12 protein-coding genes are annotated in these 14,345 nt (G+C 40.8%); 6 read left to right on the top strand and 6 right to left on the bottom strand.

From position 1 onward, the window contains the following. The 3 genes from OU683_RS14025 to OU683_RS14015 form a co-directional block, all read left to right on the top strand. The coding region (locus OU683_RS14025) for a T9SS type B sorting domain-containing protein (protein WP_268139399.1) at positions 1-2,727 on the top strand (2,727 nt) is incomplete at its 5' end. 10 nt (positions 2,728-2,737) lie between these two features. Then, a complete protein-coding gene (locus tag OU683_RS14020) occupies positions 2,738-3,652 on the top strand; it encodes a PorP/SprF family type IX secretion system membrane protein (protein ID WP_268139397.1) in 915 nt (304 codons plus the stop codon). Between the two features lie 14 nt (positions 3,653-3,666). Further along, positions 3,667-5,544 carry an OmpA family protein gene (locus OU683_RS14015; RefSeq protein ID WP_268139395.1) on the top strand — a complete coding sequence of 626 codons (1,878 nt, stop codon included), beginning with the start codon at positions 3,667-3,669 and terminating at the stop codon, positions 5,542-5,544. A 427-nt stretch (positions 5,545-5,971) separates the two neighbouring features. On the opposite strand, the gene OU683_RS14010 is transcribed toward OU683_RS14015, so the two are convergent. From OU683_RS14010 to pyrR, 5 genes are all read right to left on the bottom strand, one after another. Then, entirely contained in the window at positions 5,972-6,472 is a 501-nt protein-coding gene (locus OU683_RS14010; RefSeq protein WP_268139393.1) for a CAP domain-containing protein, read from the bottom strand. Between the two features lie 172 nt (positions 6,473-6,644). Continuing rightward, entirely contained in the window at positions 6,645-7,556 is a 912-nt protein-coding gene (locus OU683_RS14005; RefSeq protein WP_268139391.1) for a ribonuclease Z, read from the bottom strand. A 26-nt stretch (positions 7,557-7,582) separates the two neighbouring features. Further along, complete coding sequence (locus tag OU683_RS14000) at positions 7,583-7,915, bottom strand: ribonuclease Z (RefSeq protein WP_268139389.1); 333 nt, start codon at positions 7,913-7,915, stop codon at positions 7,583-7,585. Then, on the bottom strand, positions 7,912-8,844 hold the full coding sequence (locus tag OU683_RS13995; RefSeq protein WP_268139387.1) for an aspartate carbamoyltransferase catalytic subunit: 933 nt from the start codon (positions 8,842-8,844) through the stop codon (positions 7,912-7,914). The genes OU683_RS14000 and OU683_RS13995 overlap by 4 nt, the downstream gene beginning before the upstream one ends. Positions 8,845-8,846: 2 nt before the next feature. Beyond that, on the bottom strand, positions 8,847-9,389 hold the full coding sequence (gene pyrR, locus OU683_RS13990) for a bifunctional pyr operon transcriptional regulator/uracil phosphoribosyltransferase PyrR (protein ID WP_268139405.1): 543 nt from the start codon (positions 9,387-9,389) through the stop codon (positions 8,847-8,849). Between the two features lie 159 nt (positions 9,390-9,548). Here pyrR and OU683_RS13985 point away from each other — a divergent pair, with 159 nt between their 5' ends. From OU683_RS13985 to OU683_RS13975, 3 genes are all read left to right on the top strand, one after another. After that, entirely contained in the window at positions 9,549-11,417 is a 1,869-nt protein-coding gene (locus OU683_RS13985) for a DUF389 domain-containing protein (protein ID WP_268139384.1), read from the top strand. A gap of 206 nt (positions 11,418-11,623) precedes the next feature. Beyond that, positions 11,624-12,883, top strand: coding sequence for a hypothetical protein (locus tag OU683_RS13980; protein WP_268139381.1), 1,260 nt, complete (start codon positions 11,624-11,626; stop codon positions 12,881-12,883). A 70-nt stretch (positions 12,884-12,953) separates the two neighbouring features. Further along, entirely contained in the window at positions 12,954-13,469 is a 516-nt protein-coding gene (locus tag OU683_RS13975; protein WP_268139378.1) for a hypothetical protein, read from the top strand. An 8-nt stretch (positions 13,470-13,477) separates the two neighbouring features. Here the strand turns inward: OU683_RS13975 and OU683_RS13970 are convergent, their stop codons facing one another. After that, positions 13,478-14,242, bottom strand: a complete 765-nt coding sequence (locus tag OU683_RS13970; protein ID WP_268139376.1) for a sterol desaturase family protein — start codon at positions 14,240-14,242, stop codon at positions 13,478-13,480. Positions 14,243-14,345: the final 103 nt, after the last annotated feature.

Raw genomic sequence — 14,345 nt, 5'->3', positions numbered from 1 at the left:
GTGACTGCTCCAACAACTACAGACAACTGTGCAGGAACAATTACCGCTACTACTGATGATGCTTTGACATATACTGAGCAGGGAGACTACATTGTTACCTGGACCTTCAACGACGGAAACGGAAATATCACTATTGTTGATCAAAACGTGATCGTAAAAGACCTTACCGCTCCTGAGGCCATTACTATTGCTAATGTAACAGGTGAGTGTTCTGCAACTGTGACTGCTCCAACAACTACAGACAACTGTGCAGGAACAATTACCGCTACTACTGATGATGCTTTGACATATACTGAACAGGGAGAGTATATAGTAAACTGGACTTTCAATGACGGTAATGGAAATACTACTAATGTTTCTCAGAATGTAATTGTAAAAGACGCTACCGCTCCTGAGGCTATCACTCTTGCTGATGTAACAGGTGAGTGTTCTGCAACTGTGACTGCTCCAACAACTACTGATAACTGTGCAGGAACAATTACTGCCACTACCGATGCTCCTCTTACTTACACCGAGCAGGGTGAATACGTGGTTACTTGGACCTTCAACGACGGAAATGGAAATATTACTACTGTTGATCAAAACGTGATCGTGAAAGATATCACCGCTCCTGAAGCTATCACTCTTGCTGATGTGACAGGTGAGTGTTCTGCAACTGTTGTTGCTCCAACAACTTCAGATAATTGTGCCGGAACAATCACCGCCACTACCGATGTTCCTCTTACTTATACCGAGCAGGGAGAGTACGTGGTAACCTGGACCTTCAATGATGGAAACGGTAATATCATTACTGTGGATCAGAATGTGATCGTAAATGATACTACTGCTCCTGAAGCTATCACTTTGGCTGATGTAACAGGTGAATGTGAAGCTACTGTGACTGCACCAACAACTACAGACAGTTGTGCCGGAACAATCACAGCAACTACTAATGATGCACTGACTTATACTGAGCAGGGTGAATATGTTGTTACCTGGACTTTCAATGATGGAAACGGAAATATCACTACTGTTGATCAGAATGTGATCGTAAATGACGTTACCGCTCCTGAGGCTATCACTCTTGCTGATGTAACAGGTGAGTGTTCTGCAACTGTTGTTGCTCCAACAACTTCTGATAATTGTGCAGGAACAATTACTGCCACTACTGATGATGCTTTGACATATACTGAACAGGGAGAGTATGTGGTTACCTGGGCTTTCAATGATGGAAACGGAAACATCACTACTGTAGATCAGAACGTGATCGTAAAAGACGTTACCGCTCCTGAGACTATCACTCTTGCTGATGTAACAGGTGAATGTTCTGCAACTGTGACTGCTCCAACAACTACAGACAATTGTGCCGGAACTATCACTGCCACTACTGAAGATGCTCTGACTTATACTGAGCAGGGTGAATACGTGATTACCTGGACCTTCAACGATGGAAATGGCAACATCACTACTGTAGATCAGAATGTGATCGTAAAAGATATTACTGCTCCTGAAGCCATTACGCTTGCTGATGTAACAGGTGAATGTGAAGCATCTGTAGTTGCCCCAACCACTTCAGATAATTGTGCCGGAACAATAACCGCCACTACCGATGCTCCACTTACTTATACCGAGCAGGGTGAATACGTGGTGACCTGGACCTTTAATGACGGTAACGGAAATATCACTAGTGTAAATCAGAAGGTAATAGTAACCGGAATTGAACAACCAGCCGTAGCACAGACAACCCAACCTTCATGTGCGAATCCAACAGGATCTTTCAGCATCACAGCTTTAGCCGGAATGGAATATAGCTTTAACGGAGGTGAGTTTGGAAGTGCTACAACTTTTGAAAATCTTTCAGCCGGAACTTATACAGTGACTGCGAAAAGTACACAGGGATGTATTTCTGAAGTAATTTCAGTTACTATTAATGAAGTTCCGGATGCTCCTGCAGCACCTGTAGTGGAAGAACTTATGCAGGCAACTTGTGAAGATCCAACAGGATTCCTGGTTCTGGAAATGGCAGAAGGAGTCACCTTCACCCTTACAGATGCCAATGGAAATGAAGTTGCCGATGAAGACGCCGACGGAATTTTTGAAGGTTTAGCTCCGGGAGCTTACATGGCTAACGCAACGAACGAGAATGGATGTGTTTCTGAAGGAATTACTATCACTATAGAAGAACCTCAGGGAAGTGTTACTGTGAATAATCCGTCCGGTCCTATATGTGATGATTCGGGAGCTTTTAACCTGAATAGTTTAGTAAGCGACAGCACCGTGACTGGAAACTGGATGGACACGGATCAAACAGGAGCTCTTACAGGAAGCACCTTAGATCCAGACATGGCAGCCGGCTTCTACACTTTCACCTATGTGGTGGAAGGAGCATGTCCATCAAGTACAGATGTCACGATTGAGATCGAAGATTGTGGGGTAACACTCCCATGTCAAATTTCAGATATAAAAAACAGCATTTCTAAAGCTGTAACTCCTAATGGAGACCAGGTAAACGATGAATTTGAAGTTGGAATAGGCATTGACTGTGGCTTTATTTATACCCTAAAAGTTTTTAACCGTTGGGGAAATGAAGTTTTTAGCTCGAATAGCTACACCGGAGGATGGGATGGATACTCCAGCCATTCTGTAACAGGAGACCAACTACCTTCAGGAACCTACTTCTATATTGTGGAAATTAAACAAAGCGGATTTGAACCAATCCAGGGTTATATCTATCTAGGAACAAAATAAATCAATAAACATGAAAAAAATCTCCCCAATAATAATCCTTCTGTTTATTAGTGTATGTGCCCATGCGCAACAATTGCCCCAGTTTACGCAATACATGTACAACACTATATCCATCAATCCCGCATATGCCGGTAACCGCGACGCTATCTCAGCGGTTGGATTACACAGAAGTCAGTGGGCAGGAATTAATGGTGCTCCCGAGACTCAAACACTTTCTATTCATTCTCCTTTAAGGAATGAGAAAATTGGCCTTGGTGTTTCGGTGATAAATGACAACATAGGATACGAGAATTACACTTATGCATACGCCGATTTTTCCTATACCATTAACGTAAGTGCCAACATCACCCTTTCTATGGGATTGAAAGGAGGTATGAGCTACTATAACCTGGAGGAAGAACTCATGACCGATGTACCCGATGACAAGTTTTTCAACGGAGATACTTTCAATCGATGGACCCCGAATTTTGGTGCCGGACTTTACCTTTCCTCCCAGGACTGGTATTTAGGGCTTTCTGCTCCAAAATTCATTAACAATGACAACAATGACCTGGAAGGAAGTGAATATGTCGCTCTGGAACAGGTGCATTATTATCTAACCGGCGGTTATGTTTTCGACCTTAGTGACAATGTGAAGTTACGCCCCACTACCCTCTTCAAAATGACCAATGGAGCGCCACTTTCTGTGGATGTTTCAGGAACTGTAATTTTTAATGAGAAGGTTTATTTGGGAGCAAATTATCGTTTAGATGACGCAGTTGGGGCATTCGTGGATTTTCAGATACTGCCAAGCTTTAGAGTTGGATATGGGTACGAATATTCAATATCAGACCTGCAGCCATACACATCGGGGTCTCATGAGATTTTATTGATCTACGAACTCAGACTAGGAAATACAAAATATAAATCCCCCAGATTCTTTTAATAAAAATAAGGATTATGAACAAAAATTACTTTTTACTACTCCTTTTGATCTGCCAGTCATTTTATCTCTCGGCCCAGTCGGGGATGCAAAAAAGGGCCGACAGGTTGTATGAGAATTTTGCCTACACTAAAGCAGTAGATGTTTATAAGGAGCTGCTCAAAAAAGACTATAACGTAGATCACAACCAAAGGAAGCTGGCAGATAGTTATCTACGATTAAGGGATCCCGAAAATGCTGTTGTCCTCTATGCTGAAGTGGTTAAACAGCCAGATATTTCCCCGGAATATTATTTTAAATACGCACAGGTACTGCGTGGGGTACGCCGTTATGATGAATCCAGACAGTGGCTAAAAAAATATCTGGAAGATGGTAAAAATGAAAACCTTGCAGAAAACCTACTGACCGAAGAGAATATAAAATTCTATCCCGGGCTGGAAACCTTCAGGGTTAAGCCTGTTGATTTCAATTCCCAGTTCAGCGATTTTGGTGCTTATGAAAATAACGGTACGGTTTATTTAACTTCTGCCAGAGCAAAGGGAGCTAAAAATCCGAAGATCTATGACTGGAATGGCGAACCCTTTCTTGATGTTTACAGCTTACCTTCTAAAAATGGCATTTTAGAGACCCTTTCCGGAGATGTCAATACAGTGCGTCATGAAGGTCCGCTGGTGATTTCGGGGGATGGCAAAACCATGTATTTTACCCGTAATAACTACCTCAAGCGCGATGGAAAGAAAGATGATGAAGGTACTAATCACCTAAAGATCTACAAGGCTTCTTTGGTAGATGGCGAATGGATAAATATTGAAGAACTGCCGTTTAACAATGATAATTATTCTGTTGGGCATCCTGCCCTTTCAAAAGATGAACAAACCCTTTACTTTGTTTCGGAAGCACCGGGCGGCATGGGTGGATCTGATATTTATAAAGTAAATGTAAATAATGGCATTTTTGGAACTCCGGAAAATTTAGGTTCAAAAATAAATACTGGGGGTAATGAGGTTTTTCCTTTTGTTGCTGAAGATGATAAATTATATTTCTCTTCTGACGGACATAAAGGCTTCGGAATGATGGATATCTTTGTCACCGATCTTAAAACTCAGGAAGAAATATTTAACCTTGGGGAACCAATCAACAGCAATCTGGACGATTTTTCATTTTTTATCTCTTCCGGAGATATTTCAGAAGGATATATTGCCTCAAACCGGAGCGGTGGTAAAGGAAGTGATGATATTTATAAATTACAGATGTTTGCGCCACTTCTGCTTAAAGGTACTGTGACAGATTCAATAAATGGTAAACCCATTGCAAATGCTACCGTAAGGTTAATGAATGAAAACAACAACCAGATGTCCTTTTTAGAGACTGATAGCCTGGGATATTATGAAAAGCACATTAAAAGGGACGCCACCTATCCTATTGAAACCAAGCATATAAAATACCATGAAAAGCAGGGTACTGTCAATAGCTTTAATATGGATAACCAGACAGAACTTGTTCATAATATTGAATTAGCCCCTGTGCAGGATGTGGAATATTTGGCAGAGATCAACAAGATATATTTCGATTTTGACAAGCACAACATTCGTCCGGATGCTGCTGCAGAGCTTGATAAGCTCGTCAATCTTATGAAGAATGATTACCCCGAACTTGTTATCGAAATTGGCTCTCACACAGATTTAAGAGGTTCAATTGAGTATAACCGTCGCCTGGCCGAAAGACGGGCACAGTCGACCTATAATTATCTCGTAGAACACGGAATCGCTCCAGAAAGGATTGTCACTTACAAAGGCTACGGCGAAGAACAACCCGAAATAGATTGTAAAAACTGTGATGAAGTTCAACACCAGTTGAACCGAAGATCCATTTTTAAAGTGGTGAAAATGGAGTAAATAAGCCCAACAGCTAACCAATTACTATAAGGAGGCCCCGGGCCTCCTTTTTTGTTGAAGGCATTCTATTACCTAAATGGGATTTGAATGAGGACGATATCTTTAAGAAGCTTTACAGGGAGGTAGAAATGGAATTAGAATTTCTGTGGGTATGACAAGGGTTTACTGTAATCTGGAAGACCCATGTAAAACAATTATTGAATTTTATAAAGATATTCTTCCCGCTTTTAATGCCGGCGTTATCAAAGAACATCCTGTCTGGGAATAAGTTGTGTATAGCGACGAATCATACTATTCTTAAGGAAATACCTGTTATGCCCAGTATAAAGGAATGATTTTCGGCTCCTGGCATAAAAAAGGGGCTCACAAAAGCCCCGTTTAACTAACCTTAAATAATCAAGAAAAAAGTGGATCCTTTATGGTGAAATTATTTCTTAACAAAAATGTTAGTAAAATATAGTTTACCGTCCTTCCCTTCTTTGACTGAAACTCCAAAATGGGTGTGCTCACCTTCCATGTTCTTGCGGTGTCCATCACTTTTGATCCATGCATTTACCACGGCTTCTGCTGTATTGAAACCCGAAGCTACATTCTCACTAACCGATTTTGCACTAACAGATTTCACAAGTGCCTGGTAGCGACTTCCGAAGAAATCATGGCACACTTCATTGTTCTCTATCATGTGATCATTATGTCCTGCAGCTTCAACAGAGCTCTCATCTAAATAAAGTAGCTCAGGCAGACCTTGTTGACTGCGGTATGCATTTACCAATTCAAGAACATCTAATTCAATTGAGGAATAATTAACTGGAGCGAGTTTAGTGGAAAGGTTGGCCGAATCAACTTCCTCAATATTTTCTTTGGAACAAGAAGTAAGAGAAAACGTACAAATGGCCATCACATAAACGAAATAGGTTAAATTCTTCATAATGGTAGTCAGTAGGTTTGGGATAGGAAAAGTAAGAATTAATTCCGATTAACAAACAATAAAATCGATGAACTACACAAAATTTCTAAAATTTAGCCTAAAAAAGCTTAATCCTTACAAAAATTTAAAGAATTTCACGCAAAGATTAACGGCAGGATGAATCGACGAATGGCTAATTGGAAAAAGAAAGCACCTTTCCGTCGTCGGCAAGATGTACTTCAGGAAATACCTCAGCAGCTTCTTTTTTAAAATCTTCAATAGATTCGTACCGGGTTGAATAATGCCCCAGAACAAGGTGAGAAACATTGGCCGCTCGCGCAATGGCAGCCGCTTCACGGGCTGTAGAATGCCCGGTAGGAGCAGCAAGGTAAGCATGCTCTTCCAAAAATGTCGACTCGTGATATAAAACGGTAATCTCTTTTAACTGCTCAGCAAGTATGGGATTGTATGCAGTATCACTACAAAAAGCAAAACTCTCGGGTGGTTCAGGGTCTGCGGTTAATTGGGAGTTGGGAATCACTCTACCATCATCAAGTATAGCATCTTTTCCTTTTTTGATCCCGTTGTAATATGCTACATCGATATCATATTTTTCCACTTCTTCCACTAAAAGTTTTCGCGGCTTTGGCTTTTCCCTAAAAAGGTATCCGTTAGCATAAATACGGTGCTTTAGGGGAATGGTTTCTACCGTAACTTTCCTGGTATTAAGGATCACCTGCGGCTCGGTAGAGGTAAGTTCATGGAAGTATAATGGGTAGCCGGTCCAGGAATTAGAGTATTTAAGCTGCAAAAGTACGATCTCCTTAATTCCTTTAGGCCCATAGATGTGAAGTTCGGTTTTTCGATTCAACAACATAAAGGTTGATATAAGCCCAACCAGACCGTAGAAATGATCGCCATGAAGGTGGGAAATAAAAACGTGTTTGATCTTTCCAAATTTGATCTTATGCCGACGCAATTCTACCTGTGTGCCTTCACCACAATCAATAAGAAAAAGTTCATTATTGATCTCCAGTACCTGGGAGGTAGGATTTGTAAAGGTTCTTGGAGTAGCTGCATAACAGCCTAAAACAGTCAATTTCATGGCTCGGGATCTTAAAATTAAAGGATCTAGAATCCCAGGTCTCTCTCAATCTCTTCCATTTGAATGATATCTTCGGCTTCCTGTAAAGTGGGAACAACTAAAAGCTCTTCGGGCACCTGTTCAATATTAATGGTATCATTGGCAATAACAAAAGATTTCCCTCCCTTGCGATGCCGATTGGACAGCTCTAAAAAGTGAAGAAGCTCATTAAGTTGTAACTCTCCATACTTAAGGATATCCACAACGACATTATCATTTTTGAACTTGGGATGAATGCTTTCCAGGAAGGAAGCAAATTCAGAAACATCACTTTTTTCATCTGCAAATATCCTGTATCCTTCTTTTTCTGTTATAATCATTGTTGTTTAATTTTTGATGCCAGGAGATAAATCACTGCCATTCTTACGGCTACCCCGTTTTGTACCTGATCTAAAATAATAGCCTGATCTGAATCGGCTACATCACTGGTAATCTCAACTCCCCGGTTAATTGGCCCCGGGTGCATGATCACGATCTTTTTATCAAGGGAATCCAGTAATTGTTTATTAAGCCCAAAAAGTTGTACATACTCCCTGGTACTCGGGAAATAGTTTATTTCCATACGTTCATTCTGTACCCGCAACATATTAGCCACGTCACACCATTGCAGAGCTTTTCTTAGATTTGGCTCTACCTCTACTCCCAATGACTTTATGTGCTTTGGAAGTAAGGTATAAGGACCGCAAACTTTTACCTGAGCCCCCTGTAATTTTAAGGCAAGGATATTGGACAATGCAACTCTGCTGTGCAGAATATCTCCCACTATGACCACCTTTTTTCCTGTAACTTCCCCCAGTTTCTCCCGGATTGAGTAACTATCTAGCAAAGCCTGGGTTGGATGTTCATGCGCACCGTCCCCGGCATTTATGATACTCGCGCCCACATGTTTTGAAAGAAAAATTCCGGCACCGGGATTGGGATGTCTCATTACAACCATGTCTACCTTCATAGACAGGATGTTATTCACGGTATCTATAAGAGTTTCTCCTTTTTTTACTGAAGAAGAGGCGGCAGAAAAATTCACTACATCGGCACTAAGTCTTTTTTCGGCAAGTTCAAAAGAAAGTCTTGTACGGGTACTATTCTCAAAAAATAAATTGGCTATCGTAATATCCCTTAGGGAAGGCACCTTTTTTATCGGCCTGTTGATCACTTCCTTAAAATGATCGGCAGTTTGGAAGATGAGGTCAATATCCTCTTTTTTCAAATATTTAATTCCCAGTAAATGGTCAACACTTAACTCACTCATGTTTATACGTTACTTATAAGATAAACCTCGTCTTCTCCTTCGTTCTCCTTCCAGTTCACTTTTACTTTTTCCTCATTTATGGCGTCCACCTGTCTTCCGTTATAATCGGGCTGAATGGGCAAATGCCTGCTAAACCTGCGATCGATAAGGGTTAGCAGTTCAATTTCACTAGGCCTTCCAAAAGATTGGACTGCTGTAAGAGCTGCTCTTATGCTCCTCCCTGTGTAGAGCACATCATCAATAAAGATCACCCGCTTATCCTCTACCACAAAATCAATATGGGTTTTATTGGCCTCCAGTGGTTTATCGCTCCGCCTGAAGTCATCCCGGTAAAAAGTTATATCCAGCTGTCCCATTTTTACGGCAGAAATGCCGTATTCTTCTTTCAGGATTTTGTAGATTCTATTTGCCAGAAAAACTCCCCGGGGTTGGATACCAATGATCACAGAATTCTCAAAAGTATTGTGATTTTCAATCAACTGGCAGGCCAAACGGTGTAAAATGATGTTCATTTCTTTAGAAGTAAGCAACACTTTTTGGCTCATAATTACAGAAGTTAGCATAACAAAAGTAAGATTTTTTTCCTGAGAACAGCCTTGGCCAGGATCAAATAAAATTACCGGCACCCTTGGAAATTAAGCCTTTTTTATAAGTCCCTCCTTCAAAAAAAGGCAAATTAAAGATTATCTTGCAGTAAAAATTTCATGCTTTACCTTTTACACGAACCAGTAGAAAAAGAAACTGTAGAAGAAAAGATCCTCCCGCTTTTAAAGAATATTAAGCATGAGCTGGTATCCTATCCTCTTGACAAAGAATTTGATATTGATAAAGACTCTGCCCTCATGCTTTATCTACCCGATGCTGTCCTGAGAGAAATCATTCCAATGGCAGCAAAAAACAGCTGGTCTGTTTCCATCCTTCCCCACCCAAATAATAAATTCACATCAAAAGGTCTGGGTATTTCAGAAGATATTGAAGAAGTGATCACTCAATATGCCGAATGTGAGGATCCTTATGACATTGACCTGCTGTTTTGTAATGAGGTTCCTGTTTTTAGCTCGGTAAATATTGGGGACATCTTCATCCTTTCAGAAAGAAACGGCAAAAAGAACTTTTTTCAGGAGGTAATCAATATCATCCACAATATTCGAAGGGTTTCGTCACTTTCTCACCATTCTTATCAAATAAGTACAGATGGGGAAAAGATCATTCATACCTCAGCTCTTGGGATCATTGTTGTTGAACATGCTTCAAGTTCCCTAATTTCGAAGCGCCTGCTCGAAGAGAGTTCCATTAATGACGGCTCTTTTCAGGCTTTTGTACTTGCCCCGCAAAACCTTCTGGTACTTTTATGGTTCTTTGTTAGGAGCCTGGTTCCCAACACAAAAACGCTCAATCGCCTGCCTTCTTTTATTGGAAAAATTAAAACCTCCAATCTGCAAGTTAGTGACGATGCGCCCATGGATTACACCATTGATGGAGAAAAAAAACAGTCAAAAGCGCTGAATTTCGAGGTTCACAAACAGGCTGTCCTCCTCAAACAGAAAAGTATATATAGCGAAAATACCGAAAAAGAAAATGGAAGGAAAAGCATAAAATTTGAAGGACTTCCAAAGGGTGAAACCCGTAAGGAACTTATAAAAAGGAGTCTGCCAATCCTCCCCCGGGCCAGTACAGAACAATTTCAGGACCTGTTCAAGGTTTTACGGACTAACTCCAAAATTAGCACCGCTTTTATGGTGATGATGATCCTCTCTACCTTAATAGCCACCTTTGGGCTTTTCGCAAACTCCTCACCGGTGATTATTGGAGCAATGATCCTGGCTCCTGTAATTGCCCCAATAGTTTCTTTTTCCATGGGAATGGTGCGGTATGATGTACCAATGTTGAAAGAAAGCTTTATTACTATTACCGCGGGAACTTTAGTTTCCCTTGCCTTCGCAGCCGGAGTAAGTATTATTATCCCTTTAAAAGTACTTACGCCTGAAATTGAGGCCAGGCTTTCTCCTACTTTGCTTGATATGGGTATTGCCATCTCCTCGGGGATCGCCGCAGCTTATGCCCACTCTAATGAAGGAATTGCCAAGAGTCTTGCAGGAGTAGCTATCGCGGTTGCCTTAGTTCCCCCACTTGCCGTGGCCGGTATAGGAATTGGTTGGTGGGACTGGGAAGTTTTCTCAGGAGCTATTCTTTTGTACGCGACCAACCTTGCGGGAATCATACTTTTTGGAGGGCTCACCTTTTTACTTTTAGGCTTTGCCCCATTCAAAAGGGCAAAAATGGGACTTGTTTATACCTTCATAATTGTGATCCTGGTCGCCGTGCCCCTGTCTCTTTCCTTTGATCGTATAATGCAGGAGGCCAATATTACCCGCGCCCTGGAAGGAACCACAATAGAAAATGTGGTACTAAGAGATGTGCGTATAAGATTTGGATCTACCAATGTGGTATCTCTTCGATTAGTGGGCTCCGAAAACATTGAGCCTCAGCGAATACAAAGCATTAAGAAAGAAATTGAAAAGAGGATCGACCAGCCGGTGAAACTGGAGGTGGTTTCGGCAATGGAATTTTAAACTTTTAAAAATGTCATTTTGAGCAATAATTCTTATCATACCTGCTGAAGATTTAGGGTCTTCTTTTACAACCTGAAATTTTTTGAGGCACCTTACCTGTTTTCTGAAAAGTTGAGCTTACCTGAAGTTTTTTCAGCCGGGTTTTTAGATGCTTCAGGTATTACAGTATAATTTTATTAATTTACAAAGCTGAAGCCTTCTTTCCCATGAAGAAATTTTTCCTCCTCCTCCTTGTTCTCCTGCTCCTGTTCCTTGGCCTTACCTATTGGTCTGTCTCTATAGGGCCTTCAGAAGTTATTATATCTAAGGTGGTAGAACCTAAAAAACCTTCAGCAGAATATACTGCAAGGGAAAAGGTCACCGTGGTCACCTCAAATCGTTACGAGGCCAATGCCTTAAAACGGTTTATGCAGGGGGTAAATTATCGAAGGGCCTGGGAGGCTCCCGTGCCTGCCGAGATCTTTCTTCTGGATTCTTTTGATATTCTGGAAGAAGGTGGAGGCAACCAAACAAAATCTCTTGATGTCTTAGACCAACAGGGAAAGCTTTACAGTTTAAGAAGTGTCAACAAAGACCCGGATCCACTTATTCCACCAATTGCAAAAACCCTGGGACTTGAAAATATTGTGATTGACGGGATTTCGGCCCAGCATCCATACGGTGCAATACTCTCAGCCGCATTGTCTGACCATGCGGATATTCTTCATACAAATCCAAAAATCGTATATGTACCCAAACATGAGGCTATGGGTAAATATGCCGAAGATTACGGCGATCGCTTATTCCTGCTCGAATATGAAACTGAAGGAGAGGTAAACTGGACCTCATATGAAAACGTACAGGAAATAGTGGATACAGATAACCTACAGGAGATGAAGGCCAGTCTGGGAAAAAAACTTGATATTGATCTACGGAAACTGGTGCGGGCACGACTTTTTGACCTGCTCATTGGAGATTGGGACAGGCATACAAAACAGTGGGGTTGGGTACTTCAAAAACGTGATGGCAAACTTGTAGGTATTCCACTTCCCGGAGATAGGGATAATGCTTTTTTCAGGATCGATGGTGTTATTCCCACTATTCTTACCAATCATTTAGTGCAGCCAATGGTAAGGCCATTTGAAAAAGATATAGATCACATTCCCGGTTATGTTTATCCTTTTGATCTTTATTTTTTAAAAGGTGTTCCTAAAGAGATTTTCATTGAGGAAGCAAAAGTTCTACAACAGGAATTAACAAATGCACGAATTGAAAAGGCTCTGCAGGAATGGCCGGAAAGTCTTGTCCAGCTCAATGGCAATGAAATAGCCACAAAACTTGAGCATCGAAGAGATAAGCTGCAGGAGTACGCCCTGGAGTTTAGAGAGGCAATAGAAAAAATGGAATATCCCAAAGAACCCTTGAAAGGAAGTGAAGATTTGGACCTGCCAGATCACCTTCGAAAATGTTTCCATTGCACTGAATAATTACCTCAAATTATCGTAAATTTAAAAGGCAAGAAGCTGTAGCCTCCCTTGTTAATTATCTTTAATGAGAATGAGGAATTTTGCAATAATATTGGTCCTGATTTTCGCATTGCAATCCTGCAGCAGTATCTCTTTTACCAATGCTCAACCCGAAGACACACCCCCTATTCAGGAATTTCCGGAGAAAATTATTGGACGCTTTTTAAATCAGGAAGATACCCTTGTAATCGACAGAACTTCTTTTGTTTTTGCCGATGGCGATATTGTCAGCATATCGGGTGATCTGACCCCTCCAGGTGCTGTTTTGAAAAAAATGGATGACTGGTACGTCCTGAGTTTACAGGACGACACTCAATGGTGGGTTTTTCCCTTTAAAATCTCAAAGGATCGAATTACAGTTTACTATTCAGACATGGAGGAGGATGAGCAAAAATTAATTGATAATTTCAAGGGAAATATGGAAGTCCAAAAGGTCTTTAAGGATGGGAAACTGGATTACTATCTCATTAGCCCTTCAAAACGTCAATTTTCCCAACTTCTAAAAAAGGGATTATTTTCAGAGAAAAAGATTTTTATAAGAATTTAGCAAGACCGCTAATCCTGCATTTTCTTGCTTTCTGTAGCCATTAATTTATCCCAGAATGTGAAATACAGACCGTAATTGGTCATGAATTCGGTATGGTGATGATGGTGATGCGTGGCACCAATAAAAAGTTTACCAAATTTGCTTTTTTGGAACCAGAGCGGATAGATTTCTATGTCAAGATGATTTACAACACTACTAATGGTCATTACAAGCAGGTAAAATCCCAGCACATATACATTAACCGGTAAAAATATCAGGATTAGGGGCAATACCAGTGCTTCTATGAAACTTTCCCAGGGGTGGAATGAGAAAGCCGTCCATGGGGTGGGGATCCGGCTGTCATGATGCACCTTATGCACTACTCTAAAAACTTTAGGATGATGCATCCAGCGATGTACCCAATAATAATAAGTTTCATGAATGAGGGAAACTACCAGGAGACTTACCGGCAGGTACCAATATCCAAAAAGAGCCGGCTCCAGGTATACGGCAGTATGTCCTTCCAGCCATAACCAATAGGTTGCAGCACCGACGAGTGCAAAAATTGCCGATGATTTTATACTCCACAAAATCTCATTTTTGAACTGCTTTTTGTTTGCCAGTCTTTTGCTGAGTCGCCTCTTATCATACTTACTAAAGTTCTTTACATAGTAGTAATAATAGAAAATACCTGCCGCGACAAAATACCTGAAAAGGATAGCAAAAAAGAAAATTGCAGCATAGATCAGCAGAATTCCGGGGCTGTTAGCTTCTATGGGAAAAAATTCAATCATGCCCTAAAATACTAATTCCAATCTTAAATCTATGTCAAAAGATTAGACCGTATTATTTCTGTTCTTTGAAAAATATTTCCTGGAGTCTTTTAGTCTTGCTTTA

It is taken from the genome of Salinimicrobium sp. TH3 (assembly GCF_026676115.1).
GTDB lineage: Bacteria > Bacteroidota > Bacteroidia > Flavobacteriales > Flavobacteriaceae > Salinimicrobium.
The sequence above is the reverse complement of the archived record's forward strand: the minus strand, read 5'-3'. Positions and strand labels throughout refer to the sequence as shown.